Annotated in this window: 20 protein-coding genes; 15 read left to right on the forward strand and 5 right to left on the reverse strand. The window is 60.0% G+C overall.

Features of this window, described 5'->3' with window-relative positions; genetic code table 11:
• Positions 1-5 precede the first annotated feature (5 nt).
• Positions 6-551 (reverse strand): gamma carbonic anhydrase family protein, encoded by a 546-nt coding sequence (locus KGA97_RS17195; protein ID WP_207285022.1) that lies wholly within the window; start codon positions 549-551, stop codon positions 6-8.
• Between the two features lie 62 nt (positions 552-613).
• Between KGA97_RS17195 and prlC the strand changes: the two genes are divergently transcribed.
• Positions 614-2692 (forward strand): oligopeptidase A, encoded by a 2079-nt coding sequence (prlC, locus tag KGA97_RS17200; protein WP_177318198.1) that lies wholly within the window; start codon positions 614-616, stop codon positions 2690-2692.
• On the forward strand, positions 2689-2973 hold the full coding sequence (locus KGA97_RS17205; RefSeq protein WP_008027712.1) for a YheV family putative zinc ribbon protein: 285 nt from the start codon (positions 2689-2691) through the stop codon (positions 2971-2973). Before prlC ends, KGA97_RS17205 begins: the two co-directional genes overlap by 4 nt.
• Before the next feature lie 44 nt (positions 2974-3017).
• Here the strand turns inward: KGA97_RS17205 and KGA97_RS17210 are convergent, their stop codons facing one another.
• Positions 3018-3659 (reverse strand): dual specificity protein phosphatase family protein, encoded by a 642-nt coding sequence (locus KGA97_RS17210; protein ID WP_008027710.1) that lies wholly within the window; start codon positions 3657-3659, stop codon positions 3018-3020.
• Between the two features lie 198 nt (positions 3660-3857).
• Entirely contained in the window at positions 3858-4163 is a 306-nt protein-coding gene (locus KGA97_RS17215) for a hypothetical protein (RefSeq protein WP_223481146.1), read from the reverse strand.
• Positions 4164-4394: 231 nt separating this feature from the next.
• Here KGA97_RS17215 and KGA97_RS17220 point away from each other — a divergent pair, with 231 nt between their 5' ends.
• From KGA97_RS17220 to KGA97_RS17230, 3 genes are all read left to right on the forward strand, one after another.
• Entirely contained in the window at positions 4395-5453 is a 1059-nt protein-coding gene (locus tag KGA97_RS17220; RefSeq protein ID WP_008027708.1) for a PA0069 family radical SAM protein, read from the forward strand.
• A 243-nt stretch (positions 5454-5696) separates the two neighbouring features.
• Entirely contained in the window at positions 5697-6428 is a 732-nt protein-coding gene (locus tag KGA97_RS17225) for a carbonic anhydrase (RefSeq protein ID WP_008027706.1), read from the forward strand.
• Positions 6429-6518: 90 nt separating this feature from the next.
• On the forward strand, positions 6519-8045 hold the full coding sequence (locus KGA97_RS17230; protein ID WP_008027704.1) for a SulP family inorganic anion transporter: 1527 nt from the start codon (positions 6519-6521) through the stop codon (positions 8043-8045).
• 95 nt (positions 8046-8140) lie between these two features.
• On the opposite strand, the gene KGA97_RS17235 is transcribed toward KGA97_RS17230, so the two are convergent.
• Positions 8141-8791 (reverse strand): hypothetical protein, encoded by a 651-nt coding sequence (locus tag KGA97_RS17235; protein WP_008027703.1) that lies wholly within the window; start codon positions 8789-8791, stop codon positions 8141-8143.
• A gap of 371 nt (positions 8792-9162) precedes the next feature.
• Between KGA97_RS17235 and coxB the strand changes: the two genes are divergently transcribed.
• From coxB to KGA97_RS17260, 5 genes are all read left to right on the forward strand, one after another.
• Entirely contained in the window at positions 9163-10290 is a 1128-nt protein-coding gene (gene coxB / locus KGA97_RS17240; protein WP_008027701.1) for a cytochrome c oxidase subunit II, read from the forward strand.
• Positions 10291-10372: 82 nt separating this feature from the next.
• Positions 10373-11965, forward strand: coding sequence for a cytochrome c oxidase subunit I (gene ctaD, locus KGA97_RS17245; RefSeq protein ID WP_008044690.1), 1593 nt, complete (start codon positions 10373-10375; stop codon positions 11963-11965).
• Complete coding sequence (locus tag KGA97_RS17250) at positions 11962-12099, forward strand: hypothetical protein (protein WP_223481147.1); 138 nt, start codon at positions 11962-11964, stop codon at positions 12097-12099. The genes ctaD and KGA97_RS17250 overlap by 4 nt, the downstream gene beginning before the upstream one ends.
• Positions 12092-12643: a cytochrome c oxidase assembly protein gene (locus tag KGA97_RS17255; protein ID WP_008027696.1), complete on the forward strand. Its 552-nt coding sequence runs from the start codon at positions 12092-12094 to the stop codon at positions 12641-12643. Before KGA97_RS17250 ends, KGA97_RS17255 begins: the two co-directional genes overlap by 8 nt.
• A gap of 25 nt (positions 12644-12668) precedes the next feature.
• Positions 12669-13556, forward strand: coding sequence for a cytochrome c oxidase subunit 3 (locus KGA97_RS17260; protein WP_008027694.1), 888 nt, complete (start codon positions 12669-12671; stop codon positions 13554-13556).
• A 25-nt stretch (positions 13557-13581) separates the two neighbouring features.
• Here KGA97_RS17260 and KGA97_RS17265 read toward each other — a convergent pair whose 3' ends face one another.
• Positions 13582-13785 (reverse strand): twin transmembrane helix small protein, encoded by a 204-nt coding sequence (locus KGA97_RS17265; RefSeq protein WP_008027692.1) that lies wholly within the window; start codon positions 13783-13785, stop codon positions 13582-13584.
• Between the two features lie 70 nt (positions 13786-13855).
• On the opposite strand from KGA97_RS17265, the gene KGA97_RS17270 reads away from it, so the two are divergent.
• The 5 genes from KGA97_RS17270 to KGA97_RS17290 are packed head-to-tail and all read left to right on the forward strand — an operon-like array spanning position 13856 to position 17758.
• A complete protein-coding gene (locus tag KGA97_RS17270) occupies positions 13856-14596 on the forward strand; it encodes an SURF1 family protein (RefSeq protein WP_223481148.1) in 741 nt (246 codons plus the stop codon).
• On the forward strand, positions 14562-15155 hold the full coding sequence (locus tag KGA97_RS17275; protein WP_008027689.1) for a hypothetical protein: 594 nt from the start codon (positions 14562-14564) through the stop codon (positions 15153-15155). The genes KGA97_RS17270 and KGA97_RS17275 overlap by 35 nt, the downstream gene beginning before the upstream one ends.
• A gap of 10 nt (positions 15156-15165) precedes the next feature.
• Positions 15166-16239, forward strand: coding sequence for a COX15/CtaA family protein (locus KGA97_RS17280; RefSeq protein WP_192417858.1), 1074 nt, complete (start codon positions 15166-15168; stop codon positions 16237-16239).
• Positions 16227-17126 carry a heme o synthase gene (gene cyoE, locus KGA97_RS17285; RefSeq protein ID WP_008027686.1) on the forward strand — a complete coding sequence of 300 codons (900 nt, stop codon included), beginning with the start codon at positions 16227-16229 and terminating at the stop codon, positions 17124-17126. Before KGA97_RS17280 ends, cyoE begins: the two co-directional genes overlap by 13 nt.
• The gene (locus KGA97_RS17290; protein WP_008027684.1) at positions 17123-17758 is read left to right on the forward strand and encodes an SCO family protein; all 636 of its coding nucleotides are present in this window, start codon (positions 17123-17125) and stop codon (positions 17756-17758) included. Before cyoE ends, KGA97_RS17290 begins: the two co-directional genes overlap by 4 nt.
• Positions 17759-17805 lie beyond the last annotated feature (47 nt).

A 17805-nucleotide genomic window follows, 5' to 3' on the forward strand; every position in this document is an offset into this window, starting at 1 on the left:
CGGGGTCAGAGCTGATCGTAGCCTTCAGCCAGATGCAGGTCCTTGAGCTTCACGTAATTCGCCGCGCTGTAGCTGAAAAAGGCTTTTTCCTTGTCCGTCAGCGGGCGGATCTGTTTCACCGGACTCCCCACATACAGAAAACCACTGTCCAGGCGCTTGCCCGGTGGCACCAGGCTACCGGCGCCGATGATCACATCATCCGCGACCACCGCACCGTCCATGACGATGCTGCCCATGCCGATCAATACGCGGTTGCCCACGCTGCATCCATGAAGCATGACTTTGTGCGCGATGGTCACGTCGTCGCCGATCAGCAACGGAAAGCCATCGGGGTTGAACGGCCCGGCGTGGGTGATGTGCAGCACACAGCCGTCCTGCACGCTGGTGCGCGCACCGATGCGGATGCGGTGCATGTCGCCGCGGATCACCGTCAGCGGCCAAACGGAGCTGTCATCGCCGATTTCGACGTCGCCGATCACCACCGCCGAACTGTCGACAAAAGCGCCTTTGCCCAGCAGCGGCGTGTGGTTCTGATACTTGCGAAGGGTCACGATAGGGTTTCTCTCTGTTGCCGATAGCTGCGGTGAGCGTCGATTGTAATTAAGATGGCCGCATGTTTCTTCCAGCCAAGGTGCCAAACGTGAGCGTGAACAACCCTCTTTTGCAGTCCTACGACCTGCCGCCGTTCTCGGCGATCCGGGCCGAACACGTGCAACCGGCCATTGAACAGATCCTGGCTGACAACCGCGCCGCGATTATCGAGATCCTCAAAACCCAGGGCAAACAACCGACCTGGGCCGGCCTGGTGCTGGCGATGGACGAACTCAACGATCGCCTCGGCGCTGCCTGGAGCCCGGTCAGTCACCTGAACGCCGTGTGCAACAGCCCCGAATTGCGCGAAGCCTACGAGTCCTGCCTGCCAGCGCTCAGCGCCTACTCCACCGAGCTGGGCCAGAACCGCGAACTGTTCGAGGCCTTCGAAGCCTTGGCCAACAGCCCTGAAGCCGCCGGTTTCGACGTCGCGCAGAAAACTATCCTGGAACACTCCCTGCGTGACTTCCGCCTGTCGGGTATCGACCTGCCAGAAGCCGAGCAGAAGCGTTACGCCGAAGTACAAAGCAAGCTCTCCGAACTGGGCAGCCGCTTCTCCAACCAACTGCTCGACGCGACTCAAGCCTGGACCAAGCACGTTACCGACGAAGCCGCCCTCGCCGGCCTGACCGATTCGGCCAAGGCACAAATGGCTGCGGCTGCGCAGGCCAAGGATCTGGAAGGCTTCCTGATCACCCTGGAATTCCCGAGCTACTACGCGGTGATGACCTACGCCCAGGACCGTGCCCTGCGCGAGGAAGTCTACGCCGCCTACTGCACCCGTGCGTCGGACCAGGGCCCGAATGCCGGCCAGAACGATAACGGGCCGGTGATGGAAGAAATCCTCGACCTGCGTCAGGAGCTGGCAAAACTGCTGGGTTTCGCCAGTTTCTCGGAGCTGAGCCTGGCCACCAAGATGGCCGAATCCAGCGATCAGGTGCTCAGCTTCCTGCGCGATCTGGCCAAACGCAGCAAGCCATTCGCCGCTCAGGATCTGGAACAGCTCAAGGCTTACGCTGCCGAACAAGGCTGCCCGGACCTGCAAAGCTGGGACAGCGGTTTCTACGGTGAAAAACTCCGTGAACAACGTTACAGCGTTGCCCAGGAAGCCCTGCGCGCTTACTTCCCGATCGACAAAGTGCTGGGCGGTCTGTTCGCCATCGTTCAACGTCTGTACGGCATCGAGATCGCCGAACAGAAAGGCTTCGACACCTGGCACCCGGACGTTCGCCTGTTCGAGATCAAGGAAAACGGCCAGCACGTCGGCCGCTTCTTCTTCGACCTCTACGCCCGCGCCAACAAGCGCGGTGGCGCATGGATGGACGGCGCCCGCGACCGTCGTCGCACGGCTGAGGGCGTGCTGCAAAGCCCGGTGGCCAACCTGGTGTGCAACTTCACCCCGGCCGACAGCGGCAAACCGGCGCTGCTGACCCACGACGAAGTGACCACCCTGTTCCACGAATTCGGTCACGGCCTGCATCACCTGCTGACCCGCGTCGAACACGCCGGCGTATCCGGCATCAACGGCGTGGCGTGGGACGCGGTCGAGTTGCCAAGCCAGTTCATGGAAAACTGGTGCTGGGAGCCGGAAGGCCTGGCGCTGATCTCCGGTCACTACGAAACCGGTGAGCCACTGCCGCAGGACCTGCTGGGCAAAATGCTCGCCGCGAAGAACTTCCAGTCCGGCCTGATGATGGTGCGTCAGCTCGAGTTCTCGCTGTTCGACTTCGAACTGCACGCCACCCACGGCGATGGCCGCAGCGTGCTGCAAGTGCTCGAAGGCATACGCGACGAGGTCTCGGTCATGCGCCCGCCGGCTTACAACCGCTTCCCGAACAGCTTTGCGCACATCTTCGCTGGCGGTTATGCGGCGGGTTACTACAGCTACAAATGGGCTGAAGTACTCTCGGCAGACGCCTTCTCGAAATTCGAAGAGGACGGCGTGCTCAACGCCGAAACCGGTCGCGCCTTCCGCGAAGCGATCCTCGCGCGCGGTGGTTCGCAGGAGCCGATGGTGCTGTTCGTCGACTTCCGTGGCCGTGCCCCGTCGATTGACGCACTCTTGCGCCACAGCGGCCTGAGTGAGGACGCAGCAGCATGAGCGAGGGACCTGTGAAGACGAAAAAACGCTTTATCGCCGGGGCGGTCTGCCCGGCCTGCAGCGAGCCGGACAAATTGATGATGTGGAGCGAAGACGATGTCCCGCATCGCGAGTGCGTGGGCTGCGGTTATTCCGACACGTTGAATGAACAGGGCCTGTCCGTGCCCAAGGAATTGGGCACACGGGTCAACACATCGGCGCTGAAGGCGCCGGACGCCAAGGTTCAGGCCGTGCAGTTTTTCCCGAACCCGAAGCTGAAGAAAAAGCCTGACGAACACTGAGTGCGGCAATGACCTCCCGCAGCGCAATGCTGTGGGAGGTGCTGTTACTCGACGTGGGCCGACTTGAACCAGCTCTTCATCGAGCAGGCCGCGAACGGGCTTGTACTGCATTCCCCATTGGCCAGCGCCGTGCGCAGCTTCTCGGCATCCGCCTGCATCATGTAACGAATACCGTCCTTGAAGTGGGTGCTGTCGCCAAAGCCACCTTGAGTCATCTCGTTCAGGGCGTCTTCCTTGCTCCAGCCTTGCACCACCACCCGGTACATGGCGGCCATCAGGCCGGTCCGGTCCGAACCATGCTTGCAGTGCATCAACACCGGGCCCTTGGCTTCGGCGGCCTGAATGGTGCGAAGGGCCTTGAGCACATCCGCGTCATCCACGTGGTTGGTGCGATAGGGCAACTGCACCTGGTCTATACCGGGCGTGGCCAGCCAGCTTGAATCCGACTCGGGCAGGAAGTTGATCACGGTGGCGACCTTGAGTTTTTCCAGCAACGGGACGGCTCCGCGGTCAGGCAATGCACTGCGGTAGAGCGTTGGAGACATCTGGAAGAGGTTGTACTGCACCTCGACCGATTGAGCCCACTCCGCAGGACGGGGTGCGACCGCATCGTCAGCGTGGGCGAGCGTCAGATTGAGGAATGCGACCAGCGACAGGCACATCGCAGGGATAAGACGTAGGGACATGCTCGGCGACCGTATGCAAAGAGGCGGGATGACGACGCCAGATTGAGCCCTGATCAGTCAAAGACCTGTGAGCCGTCTGTCAAAGAATCGTGAATCATCCATTTATATACGATTGATCAACCATGGACGACGGTAGTTTCATGCCCCATTGCAACTAAGCCTGTATGAATCTCACACCGGCTTAGTTAAATAACAGGCTTAAGGATTGACGATACTGGAATACGCTTTCGCCAAGGCCAACAGTTTCTCCTTGTCATCACTGTCGATATCGCCGTCACCGTCCACATCGCTATTGACTACTTTGATAGTGAAGGACCGGCCACCATCATTGGAGACCGCCGTCACGTAGGCTGAATCCACCAAGGCCTCGGTCGACAGCTCATTCACGGCGTCCCACCCCAGCTCCTTGCGAGCCAGTTGCATCGATACCTGCGCTTCCCGCGGGTTGGCAATACTCGGCGCCAGCAATTGTAAAAAGATACCGCGTTGATTAAATAACGACATTTATTAATTCCATTTAATAAGTAAATACAAGAAACTTCGTGCGAAGCGAATACTACTTATCAAGTTAGCATCGGGGCTATTCGATATTTGTTTCCCGGCGTTGCGCCAAGTTGTACTTATCAATCAATTCCACAATAAATGGTCATCCTGCTTTGCCGGAGCGCCAAACGGCACTGGCTGGGTCGCTCAACCTTCGATACTGTATGCACATACAGCTACGAGTATTGTCCGATGAGCACTCCCTTGCCACCCCGCGGTCGCGGCACCGCCACCAACCCGCACAACCGCTTCGCGCCAAACCGCTCGGTAGCGGAGGACGATGGCTGGTATCAGGAGGCGCCGATGACCCAGGGCACCGAGGTGCGCATCGAGACCGCTAAAACCATCATCACCCGCAACAACTCGCCAGACTTGCCCTTCGATCGCTCGATCAATCCCTATCGCGGTTGCGAGCATGGCTGCATTTACTGCTACGCACGGCCCAGCCACGCCTATTGGGACATGTCGCCGGGGCTGGATTTCGAAACCCGATTGATCGCCAAGACCAACGCCGCCGATGTGCTGGAAGAACAGCTGTCCAAACGCGGCTATCAATGCGCGCCGATCAACCTGGGCTCCAACACGGATCCTTATCAACCGATCGAACGCGAACACAAAATCACCCGCAAAACCCTGGAGGTGCTGCTGCGTTACCGTCACCCGGTGACCATCATCACCAAAGGCTCGCTGATTCTTCGCGACCTGGACCTGCTGGCCGAACTTGCCGAGCAAAGGCTGGTGGCGGTGATGATCAGCCTCACCACGCTGGACGATGAACTCAAACGCATCCTCGAACCGCGTGCCGCAGCGCCCAAGGCCCGTCTCCGGGCGATCCGGGTGATGCGTGAAGCCGGGATTCCGGTGGGGGTGCTGTGTTCGCCGATGATTCCGATGATCAACGACAGCGAGCTCGAAAGCCTGTTGACCGAGGCACAGGCGGCCGGCGCACAAAGTGCGGCCTACATGATGCTGCGCCTGCCACTGGAGGTGGCGCCGCTGTTCGAAGAATGGCTGGCGGCCCACTATCCTCAGCGGGCGGCCCATGTGTTGAGCCTGATCCGCCAGAGCCGTGGTGGCGAGCTCTACGACAGTCGGTTTGGCAGCCGGATGCGAGGCGAAGGTCCATTTGCCGACCTGCTGGCGCAACGCTTTGCCAAAACCATCAAACGCCTGGGGCTCAATCAGCGGGAAGGTTTCAATCTGGATTGCGAAGCCTTCTGTCCGCCGGGTCGCCAGATGTCGCTGATTTAAGGACAATTGGCCTATGGTGAGTAATGGAAAACGTGCGACGCATTTAGGCTGGTCACGTTTTTTGTGATCTGGAACACACGTTCTAGAGCGGTTCATTCAGTTTCAGTTAAGATTCGGCCGCTACCTTGTTCATCGAGTGACTGACGGGTCGAAATTTCCGGCCTGGATGTTTTTTATACAGCCACTGGCTTCACACCGGACAAAACGGGAAAATTCCCTGACTCCGCCAATGAGGATGAATTCATGAGTGACAAGGATAAACAGCCGTTGGCTGCGTCGGCTTCAGCCCAATCCGAGGCAGAAACCGCCGATGCAGCGTTGAAGCATATTGTTGACGGCTTTTTGCATTTTCATCATGAGATCTTTCCGCAGCAGGAAGAGCTCTTCAAAAAACTCGCCACGGCTCAACAGCCAAGGGCGATGTTCATTACCTGCGCCGACTCACGCATCGTGCCCGAGCTGATCACCCACAGTTCGCCTGGCGATCTGTTCGTGACCCGTAACGTCGGCAACGTCGTACCGCCTTACGGCCAGATGAACGGTGGCGTATCCACGGCCATCGAGTACGCGGTGCTGGCGCTGGGCGTGCAACACATCATCATCTGCGGCCACTCCGATTGTGGCGCGATGCGTGCGGTGCTCAATCCCGACAGCCTGGAAAAGATGCCCACGGTCAAAGCCTGGCTGCGGCATGCTGAAGTCGCGAAAACCATGGTGCACGACAACTGCAACTGCACCGATGAAAACGAGACCATGCACATCCTCACCGAAGAGAATGTCATCGCCCAATTGCAACACTTGCGTACCCACCCCTCGGTAGCCTCGCGCATGGCGAACGGTCATCTGTTCATCCATGGCTGGGTCTACGACATCGAGACCAGCGCCATCAAAGCTTATGACGCCGATCAGGGTCGTTTCCTGCCGCTCGATGGCAGCCATCCGATTCCAGTGGCGACGCCCAAAGCGCGCTTCTAAATCTTCCTAAAAATCTGTGTGGTTTGACCCCGGCCGCTGTTTCAGCGGTCCGGCCTTGCCATGCCTGAAGAAAACTTCGGGAGAATCACCATGCGTGCAGCGCAACTCAAAGCTGTTCTGCCACGGGAGCTGCTCGCTTCAGTGGTCGTGTTTCTGGTCGCCCTGCCCTTGTGCATGGGCATCGCCATCGCCTCGGGCCTGCCACCCGCCAAAGGCCTGATCACCGGGATCGTTGGCGGCCTGGTGGTGGGCTGGCTTGCCGGTTCGCCACTGCAAGTCAGTGGCCCGGCGGCCGGGTTGGCCGTTCTGGTATTCGAACTGGTGCGCCAGCACGGCATCGCTATGCTTGGGCCGATCCTGCTACTGGCGGGTTTCCTGCAACTGGTGGCCGGGCGCTTGAAGCTGGGCTGCTGGTTTCGAGTGACGGCGCCGGCGGTGGTCTACGGCATGCTGGCCGGGATTGGCGTGTTGATCGTGTTGTCACAGGTGCATGTGATGCTCGACTCGGTGCCGAAACCTTCCGGGCTGGATAACCTGGCCGCCTTCCCCGCTGCCGTGGCTCAAGCCCTGCCTTCTTTTGGATGGCAAGCCGGTTTGCTCGGGCTCGCAACCATAGCGGTGATGTGGTTGTGGGAAAAACTCCGCCCACATTCCCTGCGTTTCATTCCGGGAGCGCTACTGGGCGTAGGTCTGGCGACTGTTGCCAGCCTGATGCTCGCCTTGCAGGTCAAACGCGTGGAAGTCCCGGCCAATCTGGCGGAAGCCATCGACTGGCTGAAACCCGAAGACTTGCTCAACCTGGCCGACCCGACCTTGCTGATCGCCGCTTTCGCCGTGGCCTTCATCGCCAGTGCCGAAACCCTGCTGTCGGCCGCAGCGGTAGACCGCATGCACAGCGGTCAACGCTCGGACTTTGACCGGGAATTGTCGGCTCAGGGTGTCGGCAACATGCTCTGCGGCCTGCTCGGTGCACTGCCGATGACCGGCGTGATCGTGCGCAGTTCGGCCAACGTGCAGGCCGGCGCCACCACCCGAATGTCGACGATATTCCATGGCCTGTGGCTGCTGGCGTTCGTGTTGCTGCTGTCGAGCGTGCTGCAAAGCATTCCCGTGGCGAGCCTGGCGGGTGTGTTGGTTTACACCGGTTTCAAATTGGTGGACCTGAAAGCCTTTCGCAGCCTGGGCCGATACGGCCGGATGCCGATGTTCACTTACGCGGCCACAGCGCTGGCGATCATCTTTACCGATCTGTTGACGGGCGTGCTGATCGGCTTCGGTCTGACGCTGGCGAAACTGGCGTGGAAGGCCTCACGGTTGAAAATCAGCCTGATCGATCTGCCCAAGGACGGTGAAATGGAGTTGCGACTGATCGGGGCGGCGACCTTTCTCAAGGTGCCAGCACTGACTCAGGTGCTGGGGACCATCCCCGCCGGCGCGACGGTGCATGTGCCGCTCAATAACCTGAGCTACATCGATCATTCGTGCCTGGAATTGCTTGAGGAATGGGGGCGGGCCAATGCGGCCAAGGGTTCAACGCTGTTGATTGAGGCGCGGGGGTTGAAGCGCAGGCTGGAAGGGCGGTTGCGGACCACCACCGGAGTAGGCTCCACCGCCTAAAACACCCCTGTAGGAGCGAGGCTTGCCCGCGAAGCTTTTGGCGTATTCAAAGACGCCTTCGCGGGCAAGCCTCGCTCCTACAGGGAGCATTGGGGTTATGCGGCGGGTTGGTCCAGCTCAAGACCTACGCCCAGCCGGCGCGACATGCATGGCCAGCGTTTCCACGCAGCGCCGGTATCCGGGCTGCTGAGCTTCGCGCGGTAGGCTTCGACCGATTCCAGCGCAAAGCTTTCATCGTCGAGCATGTTATCCACCGCGTGGTGCACCACTTCATCCAGTTGGTTGGCAAATTCCTCACCGATCAGTTGGTGAGCGATCAGGTTGGCGACAGTCATGTCCAAGGGGATCAGTGGCTGGCCAAAATGCTTGATGTACAGGTCGTTGACCTCTTCGACAAACCGATGCGCCAGATAGGCCTCGTCCAGCAGGCTGTCCAGTCCGACGTGCCCTGCCATGATTTCTGGCGGCTGAAGGAAGTATTGCTCGGCAATTTTCAGCACCGGTTTGATCTGTGACTCGATACCCGCTTCCCTGGCGACTTCATTGGCTGCATCCAGCAGATCAGGAACTTCATCGATATAGGCGGCTACAAAACGCGTCAGCACGCCATTGGCATCCGCCTCCGGCAGTTGGATCGATGGGTGTAGATGAGGCAGTTTGCTTTCCAGCTGACGTGTCAGCAGGCCGGTCTCGGCTTCATGTTGTTGGGCTTTTTGGATCTGCTCGCGCAATGCGGCGGTGTTCATGAAAACTCCAGGAAACAAAGGCAATGAAATAGGGAAGACATAACTTAGCTGGCATCCAAAATCTGCTAAGACGCATTTGTCATAAATATTTCATCCTTGAGACGTCAAAGTTATATCGATGTGCCACCACTCCTCTGCATCCTTCTCCATTCGTGACCTAGAACGCAAGTCCCAGCTGTTTCAGATGATTTACGCCCTCACATTGCGAGGTAGCAGTCGCTGTCTATACTCGGGTTGGAATGGAGTTAGCTGATGACGTCCGACTGCACACGCAGCAAGACCCGGCGATTCAAGTTCGTAGTCTGAAAAAGCCGCTCCCTTGCCGCAGGTGAAAGCCGGCGGGATAACAAGAACGATAAGGGGAACCCGCAATGATGCGACATCCACACGTCTGGATGGGCCTCCTGTTGTGGTCGATTTTCAGTCAGGCACAAGCGGCCTGGACTGTGAATATGGCGCCGGGAGCGACTGAAATCAGTCACGCAGTATTTGACCTGCACATGACCATTTTCTGGATCTGTGTAGTGATCGGCATCATCGTCTTCGGCGCCATGTTCTGGTCGATGATCCTCCACCGCCGCTCGACCGGGCAGGTGGCCGCCAAGTTTCATGAAAGCACTACCGTCGAAATCCTCTGGACCATCGTGCCCTTCATCATTTTGGTGGCCATGGCGGTACCGGCGACAGCGACCCTGATCAAGATGTACGACGCCAGTGAGCCGGATATCGATATCCAGGTCACCGGCTATCAGTGGAAGTGGCACTACAAATACCTGGGCCAGGACGTCGAGTTCTTCAGCAACCTGGCCACTCCCGCCGACCAGATCCACAACAAAGAAGCCAAGGGCGAGCACTACTTGCTCGAGGTCGACAAGCCGCTGGTGCTGCCGATCGGCGCCAAGGTGCGCTTCCTGGTGACCTCCGCCGACGTCATCCACTCCTGGTGGGTGCCAGCCTTCGCGGTCAAGCGCGATGCGATCCCGGGGTTCGTCAACGAAGCCTGGACCCGCGTCGACAAGCCCGGCCTCTATCGTGGCCAATGCGCCGAGTTGTGCGGCAAGGACCACGGCTTCATGCCGATCGTGGTCGAGGTCAAGGAAAAGGCCGATTACGAAAAATGGCTGGGCGAGCGCAAGGCCGAGGCTGCGCAACTCAAAGAACTGACCAGCAAGGAATGGACCCTCGACGAGCTCAAGGAGCGCGGCGACAAGGTCTATCACACCACTTGCGTGGCCTGTCACCAGGCCGAAGGCCAGGGCCTGCCGCCGATGTTCCCGGCGCTCAAGGGCTCGAAAATCGCCACCGGACCGATCAAGGATCACTTGGGCATTGTCTTCCACGGCAAGCCTGGCACCGCCATGGCGGCGTTCGGCAAGCAGCTGTCGGAAGTCGATATCGCAGCGGTCGTGACCTACGAACGTAACGCCTGGGGCAATAACAAAGGCGACATGGTCACGCCTAAAGAAGTGCTGGAGCTGAAACAGGCGGAAAGCAAATGACCCGGTCTATTGCGTACACCAGCAACCGGTCGGGGCTCTGCGCCCCGGCCCGCCCAGCCTCTCTGTTTGCAGGAGACATGAAATGACGGCTGTCATCGATGACCCTGTCCATACCCATACCGAGCACGCCCATGGCCCTGCCAAAGGCCTGATGCGCTGGGTGCTGACCACCAACCACAAGGATATCGGCACGCTGTACCTGTGGTTCGCGTTCTCCATGTTCCTCTTGGGCGGTTCGTTCGCGATGGTGATTCGCGCCGAACTGTTCCAGCCGGGGTTGCAGATCGTCCAGCCAGAGTTCTTCAACCAGATGACCACCATGCACGGTCTGGTGATGGTCTTCGGTGCGGTGATGCCGGCCTTCGTCGGCCTCGCCAACTGGATGGTCCCGCTGATGATCGGCGCGCCAGACATGGCGCTGCCACGGATGAACAACTTCAGCTTCTGGCTGTTGCCGGCGGCGTTCCTGCTGTTGGTGTCGACCCTGTTCACCCCCGGTGGCGGGCCGAACTTCGGCTGGACGTTCTACGCGCCGCTATCCACGACCTATGCGCCGGAAAGCGTGACGTTCTTCATCTTTGCCATCCACTTGATGGGGATCAGTTCGATCATGGGCGCGATCAACGTGATCGCCACCATCCTCAACCTGCGCGCCCCCGGCATGACGTTGATGAAAATGCCGCTGTTCGTCTGGACCTGGCTGATCACCGCGTTCCTGCTGATTGCAGTAATGCCGGTGCTGGCCGGTTGCGTGACGATGATGCTGATGGACATCCACTTCGGCACCAGCTTCTTCAGTGCTGCCGGTGGCGGTGATCCGGTGTTGTTCCAGCATGTGTTCTGGTTCTTCGGTCACCCGGAGGTGTACATCATGATCCTGCCGGCCTTCGGTGCCGTCAGCTCGATCATCCCGGCATTTTCGCGCAAGCCGCTGTTCGGCTACACCTCGATGGTCTATGCCACGGCATCTATTGCGTTCCTGTCCTTTATCGTCTGGGCACACCACATGTTCGTGGTGGGCATTCCGCTGGTGGGCGAGCTGTTCTTCATGTACGCCACGCTGCTGATCGCGGTGCCGACCGGGGTGAAGGTGTTCAACTGGGCCAGCACCATGTGGCAAGGCTCGCTGACCTTCGAGACACCGATGCTGTTTGCCGTGGCGTTCGTGATCCTGTTCTCCATCGGCGGCTTCTCCGGGTTGATGCTGGCCATCGCCCCGGCGGACTTCCAGTACCAGGACACCTACTTCGTGGTCGCGCACTTCCACTACGTACTGGTGCCGGGGGCGATCTTCGGGATCTTCGCGTCGGCCTACTACTGGATGCCGAAATGGACCGGCCACATGTACGACGAAACCCTCGGCAAGCTGCACTTCTGGCTGTCGTTCATCGGCATGAACATGGCCTTCTTCCCGATGCACTTCGTGGGGCTGGCAGGCATGCCGCGACGGATTCCGGACTACAACCTGCAATTCGCCGACTTCAACATGGTGTCGTCGATCGGTGCGTTCATGTTCGGCGCCACGCAGATCTTCTTCCTGTTCATCGTGATCAAGACCATCCGTGGCGGCCCGCCAGCACCGGCCAAACCGTGGGATGGCGCGGAAGGCCTGGAGTGGAGCATCCCGTCACCGGCGCCGTATCACACGTTCACCACGCCGCCGGAAGTGAAATGAAACACCTCGGTCCTGTAGGAGCCGGCTTGCTGGCGATGAACGATTACGCGGTGCGCCTGACGCACCGCGGTGTTTGCATCGCCAGCAAGCCGGCTCCTACAGGGTTCGGTGTTGAGGGTTTGAATCATGGCTGATTCTGTTTCGATGAAAAAACTGGTCACCCGCCTGTTGCTGGTGGTGGTGGCGATGTTTGTCTTCGGCTTTGCCCTGGTGCCGATCTACGACGTGATGTGCAAGGCGTTCGGCATCAACGGCAAGACCGCCGGGCAATACGAAGGCGAACAAACCGTCGATACCTCGCGGCAAGTCCGCGTGCAGTTCCTGTCGACCAACTCTGCTGACATGTCCTGGGATTTCTACCCCAAGAGCGATGAGTTGACGGCCAACCCAGGGGCGGTCAACGAGATGATCTTCATCGCCCACAACCCGACCGACCGGCCGATGAGCGCGCAAGCGGTGCCGAGCATCGCGCCGAGCAACGCGGCGGCGTATTTCCACAAGACCGAATGTTTCTGCTTTACCCAGCAAGTGCTGCAGCCCGGTCAACGGATCGAGATGCCGGTACGTTTCATCGTTGACCGCGACATGCCCAAGGAAGTGAAGCACCTGACGCTGTCCTACACGCTGTTCGATATCACCGCCCGACATCCACCGGTGGCTGTAAATACTGGCGGCTGAGCGTGCCCGATAAGGAGAACAATAAATGGCAACTCATGAGCACTATTACGTACCGGCCCAAAGCAAATGGCCGATCATCGCCACGGTCGGGATGTTCATCACCGTGTATGGCCTGGCCACCTGGTTCAACGATCTGAAAGCGGCGCGGCCGGAGTCCCACGGCCCGTTGATCTTTTTCGTCGGCGGCCTGCTGCTGGCGTACATGCTGTTCGGCTGGTTCGGCACGGTGATCAAGGAAAGTCGCAGCGGTTTGTACAGCGCGCAGATGGATCGCTCGTTCCGCTGGGGCATGAGCTGGTTCATTTTCTCGGAGGTGATGTTCTTCATCGCCTTTTTCGGTGCGCTGTTTTACGTGCGCCACGTGTCCGGACCGGCACTTGGTGGCGAAGGCACCAAAGGCCTCGCCCACATGCTGTGGCCTGCCTTCCAGTGGACCTGGCCGCTGCTGAACAACCCGGACTCCAAACTCTTTGTGCCCCCGAAGGAAGTCATCAGCCCCTGGGGCCTGCCGTTGCTCAATACCGTGTTGCTGGTGAGTTCCAGCGTCACGATAACCATCGCCCACCACGCCTTGAGAAAGGGCCATCGCGGCGCGTTGAAAATCTGGCTGGCGATCACCGTGTTGCTGGGCTGCGCATTCCTCGGTTTCCAGGCCGAAGAGTACATCCACGCCTATCACGAACTGGGCCTGACCCTGGGTTCGGGCATCTATGGCGCGACGTTCTTCATGCTCACCGGATTCCACGGCGCCCACGTAACCATCGGCACCATCATTTTGTTTGTGATGCTGATGCGAATCCTGCGCGGACACTTCGATAACGAGCACCAATTCGGCTTCGAGGCAGCGAGTTGGTATTGGCACTTCGTGGATGTCGTGTGGATCGGGTTGTTCATTTTCGTCTACGTGTTGTAGGAGCCAGCAAGCTGGCTCCTACAAGTTACCAAGGCGCAGTAGAGACTAACTGGCCGCTGAAAAAACCCCAGGCGATCAAGCCGACGGTAACAGCGGCCAGGGCAACACGGACACTCAAGGCAATGACGAGGCGGTTCGAGCTGCTGTCGTCCTTGACCAGAAAAAACAGGCCGCTGAACAGGCTGACAACCGTGGCAATCAGCATCAGGACGATGGCTGCTTTGAGCATGGTGGGACTCCGGGGGACAGGCGATGCACTTGAGTATAGCTATCGCGACCAATGACTTTCTGGCGACGCCATGAAGCGCTTTCGGCCGGGCATCGTGCCGACGCTGGTGGTCGCCCTCCTGCTGCCGCTGCTGGTGTCGCTCGGCTTCTGGCAACTGGGCCGTGGCGCAGAGAAAAGCGCGCTGCTGCACACCTACGCCGAACGCCGTGCCGCCGAACCGATGGCCAGCACCGAACTGCCACACACCGAGGATCCGGCCTTTCGCCGGGTTCGCCTGCACGGCCAGTTCGACGCCGCGCACAGCCTGCTGCTGGATAACCGTCAGCGCGACGGCAAGGTTGGCGTCGAGCTGCTGCAACCGTTTCAGGATCAGGCGACCGGGCTCTGGCTGCTGGTCAATCGCGGCTGGCTGCCGTGGCCGGACCGGCGCACACCGCCGCAATTCAGTACACCCGCCCAGGCATTGAGTCTCGATGCCTGGGTCTACGTTTCCCCCGGCGCGACGTTTCAATTACACGCTGACCCGGACAGCACAACCTGGCCGCAGCTGATCACAGCGGTGGAACCGACCAGGCTCTGGTCAGCTCTGGGCCGTGAAGGTCTTGCCTACGAATTACGCGCAGAAAACGGCCTTGCGACCTACCGGGCCGACTGGCCGATCGTTGCCACAGGGCCGGAAAAACACATCGCTTATGCCGTGCAGTGGTTCGCCATGTCGATCGCCCTGCTCGGCCTTTTTATCTACCTCGGCTGGCACAACGCAAAGGAGAAACACCATGGGAGCGGCCATGAATCCACCCAGCATGTCTGAAGCGAAAACGCCGGCGAACCGGCGCAAGGGTCGCTTGCAGCTGTTACTGATCCTGCTCGTGGTGATCGGCCCGATGATCCTCGCCACCGGCATGTACAAACTGAATTTCTGGGTGCCGGAAGGCCGCAGCTATCACGGCGAACTGATCGGCAACGGCCAGACCCGCGCCGACCTTGGCGTGCAGGCGCAGGAAGAGCGCTGGCAACTACTGGTCACGGCACCGAAGGCGTGTGCAGTGGACTGCCAGCAACTGGTGTATCTGGCACGGCAAATCCAGATCGGCCTCGGTCGCGATGCGTCCCGCGCCAGTCATGCCATCGCCACCGCGCAGCCGCTGAACAGCGATTACGAGACTAAACTTCAACGCGAGTACCCGCAGTTGCAGCGGTATTCCCTGGACCTGCCGACCTACACCAAAGGCGCTCAGAGCAATGACACGCCGCACCTGTGGATCATCGACCCCCACGGCAATCTGGTGCTGCGCTACGACCCGACGGTGAAGGGCAAGGACTTGCTCAACGACCTGCGCCATCTGCTGAAACTGTCGAACATCGGATAAGGGCATCGTCATGGCCAAACCTGGATTTCGCCTCGCGCTGTTTGCCACCTTGCTGGCACTGATTGTGGTGCTGCTCGGCGCCTACACCCGCCTGACCCACGCCGGTCTCGGCTGCCCGGACTGGCCGGGCTGCTACGGCTTTATCAGCGTGCCGAAAAGCGAAGCCCAGCTGGCGCATGCCGAACTGCACTTTCCCGATGCGCCCGTCGAAGCGCACAAGGGCTGGAACGAGATGGTCCACCGTTACTTCGCCGGCACGCTGGGGCTGTTGATCTCGGTGCTGGCCGGTCGCGCGTGGGTGCATCGTCGTCATCCGGGGCAACCGGTGAAGCTGCCGTTGTTTCTGTTGGCGGTGGTGATTGCCCAAGCGGCGTTCGGCATGTGGACGGTGACGCTCAAGCTTTGGCCGCAAGTGGTGACGGGGCATTTGCTCGGTGGGTTCGCGACGTTGAGCCTGTTGTTTCTGCTGACCCTGCGCCTGTCCGGCGTGCTGCCTGCGCTGACTGTGCCCCGGCGTTTGCAGTACTGGGCGACGGCCGGGTTGTTGCTGGTCATCCTGCAAATCGCCCTCGGCGGATGGGTCAGCTCCAACTACGCGGCGGTGGCCTGCATCGACTTCCCGACCTGCCACGGGCAATGGCTGCCACCGGCGGACTTCGCCAACGGCTTTCACCTGACCCAGCACATCGGCCCCAATTATCTCGGTGGGCAGCTCGACAGCGATGCTCGCACGGCGATTCACCTGACTCACCGTATCGGCGCGCTGTTGGTGACAGTGGTGCTGCTCGGCCTCGCATGGCAACTGAAAGTCGTCGGCATGACGCGCCTGGCCGGGCTGGTGCTGATTGCCCTCGCCGCACAAATCACCCTCGGTATCAGCAACGTGCTGTTCCACCTGCCGCTGCCGGTGGCCGTCGCGCATAACGCCGGTGGTGCAGCGCTGCTGCTGACGATGGTGCTGGTCAATTATCACGCGCGAACCAGTCTGGTTCGGGTCAAGCAACCGACACGCTGGCGGTTCAGCCCGCGTAAACATTCAGCCGGGCCCATAACAATAAAAGGAGAGATGCCATGGCGACTCTGATCGGCGCACGTCACAACCAGGCAATCTGGCGTGACTACCTGGAGCTGACCAAGCCGAAAGTGGTGGTGCTGATGCTCATCACCTCGCTGGTCGGCATGTTCCTCGCGACCCGCGCCGGGGTGCCATGGACCGTGCTGGTGTTCGGTAATCTGGGGATCGCCTTGTGTGCCGGCGGTGCGGCGGCGGTGAATCATGTAGTGGACAGACGCATCGACGCGGTGATGGCCCGAACCCACAAACGCCCCTTGGCCGAAGGCCGGGTCTCACCGACGGCGGCGCTGACGTTCGCATTGGTGCTGGCGGTGCTGGGCCAGGCGTTGCTGCTGGCCTTCACCAACCCGCTGACCGCTTGGCTGACCCTCGCCTCCTTGCTCGGTTACGCGGTGGTCTACACCGGTTTCCTCAAACGCGCGACGCCGCAGAACATTGTCATCGGCGGCCTCGCCGGTGCCGCCCCGCCGCTGCTCGGCTGGACCGCCGCCACCGGCCACATCAGCGCCGAACCGTTGTTGCTGGTGCTGATCATCTTCGCCTGGACCCCGCCGCACTTCTGGGCGCTGGCGATTCACCGCAAAGAGGAATACGCCAAGGCCGACATTCCGATGCTGCCGGTAACCCACGGCGAGCACTACACCAAGATTCACATCCTGCTCTATACCTTCGCGCTGCTGGCCGTGAGCCTGATGCCGTATGTAATCCACATGAGCGGCATGCTTTACCTGATTTGTGCGTTGGGACTGGGCGCAAGGTTTCTGCAATGGGCCGTGGTGCTGTACCGTGGCACTCGACCGCACGCGGCGATCAACACGTTCAAGTACTCTATTTACTACTTGTTCCTGTTGTTTATCGCGCTGCTCGTAGACCACTACCTACTGTTGAACCTATGACTCGAACCCAGAAAACCGTCTTCATCCTTGTTGCCCTGATCGCACTGGTTCTGGGCCTGACCATCAATAAAGTGCTGTCCGGCAAAGGCCAGGGCGACCCGACCGCGTTGATCGACGCCGGGATCATCCTGTTGCCACAAAGCCGTAATCTGCCGGACGTGACGATGACCGATCAGGACGGCAAACCGGTGGCGGTCAACGCGCTGAAAGACAAGTGGAGCCTGCTGTTCTTCGGCTACACCTTCTGCCCGGACATCTGCCCCACCACCCTCGCCCAACTGCGCCAGATCAAGAGCGAACTGCCGCCTGAGGCTGTGGATAAATTGCAGATCGTGCTGGTCAGCGTCGACCCGAACCGCGACACGCCAAAGCAGCTCAAGCAATACCTGGGCTACTTTGATCCGCAGTTCCAGGGCCTGACGGCGACGTCGGTGGAAGACATTCAGAAACTGGCCAACGCGGTGAGCATTCCGTTTATTCCGGCGGACACCAGCAAGCCCAATTACACGGTTGATCACAGCGGCAACCTGGCGGTGATCGGGCCGGACGGGACACAGCGCGGGTTTATCCGGGCGCCGTTGAACAACGCGAAGCTGGTGGCGCAGTTGCCGGTGATGCTCAACCGTAAATAAACCCCTTGTAGGAGCCGGCTTGCCGGCGATGGCGATCTCACGGACGT

Origin of the sequence: Pseudomonas sp. BF-B-15 (assembly GCF_019946675.1) — a bacterium.
Classification (GTDB): domain Bacteria; phylum Pseudomonadota; class Gammaproteobacteria; order Pseudomonadales; family Pseudomonadaceae; genus Aquipseudomonas; species Aquipseudomonas migulae.

Coding starts and splice junctions, on each gene's coding strand:
- prlC (WP_177318198.1), top strand. CDS start 614: ATGTTTCTTCCAGCCAAGGTGCCAAACGTGAGCGTGAACAACCCTCTT.
- KGA97_RS17205 (WP_008027712.1), top strand. CDS start 2,689: ATGAGCGAGGGACCTGTGAAGACGAAAAAACGCTTTATCGCCGGGGCG.
- KGA97_RS17210 (WP_008027710.1), bottom strand. CDS start 3,659: ATGTCCCTACGTCTTATCCCTGCGATGTGCCTGTCGCTGGTCGCATTC.
- KGA97_RS17215 (WP_223481146.1), bottom strand. CDS start 4,163: ATGTCGTTATTTAATCAACGCGGTATCTTTTTACAATTGCTGGCGCCG.
- KGA97_RS17220 (WP_008027708.1), top strand. CDS start 4,395: ATGAGCACTCCCTTGCCACCCCGCGGTCGCGGCACCGCCACCAACCCG.
- KGA97_RS17225 (WP_008027706.1), top strand. CDS start 5,697: ATGAGTGACAAGGATAAACAGCCGTTGGCTGCGTCGGCTTCAGCCCAA.
- KGA97_RS17230 (WP_008027704.1), top strand. CDS start 6,519: ATGCGTGCAGCGCAACTCAAAGCTGTTCTGCCACGGGAGCTGCTCGCT.
- KGA97_RS17235 (WP_008027703.1), bottom strand. CDS start 8,791: ATGAACACCGCCGCATTGCGCGAGCAGATCCAAAAAGCCCAACAACAT.
- coxB (WP_008027701.1), top strand. CDS start 9,163: ATGATGCGACATCCACACGTCTGGATGGGCCTCCTGTTGTGGTCGATT.
- ctaD (WP_008044690.1), top strand. CDS start 10,373: ATGACGGCTGTCATCGATGACCCTGTCCATACCCATACCGAGCACGCC.
- KGA97_RS17250 (WP_223481147.1), top strand. CDS start 11,962: ATGAAACACCTCGGTCCTGTAGGAGCCGGCTTGCTGGCGATGAACGAT.
- KGA97_RS17255 (WP_008027696.1), top strand. CDS start 12,092: ATGGCTGATTCTGTTTCGATGAAAAAACTGGTCACCCGCCTGTTGCTG.
- KGA97_RS17260 (WP_008027694.1), top strand. CDS start 12,669: ATGGCAACTCATGAGCACTATTACGTACCGGCCCAAAGCAAATGGCCG.
- KGA97_RS17265 (WP_008027692.1), bottom strand. CDS start 13,785: ATGCTCAAAGCAGCCATCGTCCTGATGCTGATTGCCACGGTTGTCAGC.
- KGA97_RS17270 (WP_223481148.1), top strand. CDS start 13,856: ATGAAGCGCTTTCGGCCGGGCATCGTGCCGACGCTGGTGGTCGCCCTC.
- KGA97_RS17275 (WP_008027689.1), top strand. CDS start 14,562: ATGGGAGCGGCCATGAATCCACCCAGCATGTCTGAAGCGAAAACGCCG.
- KGA97_RS17280 (WP_192417858.1), top strand. CDS start 15,166: ATGGCCAAACCTGGATTTCGCCTCGCGCTGTTTGCCACCTTGCTGGCA.
- cyoE (WP_008027686.1), top strand. CDS start 16,227: ATGGCGACTCTGATCGGCGCACGTCACAACCAGGCAATCTGGCGTGAC.
- KGA97_RS17290 (WP_008027684.1), top strand. CDS start 17,123: ATGACTCGAACCCAGAAAACCGTCTTCATCCTTGTTGCCCTGATCGCA.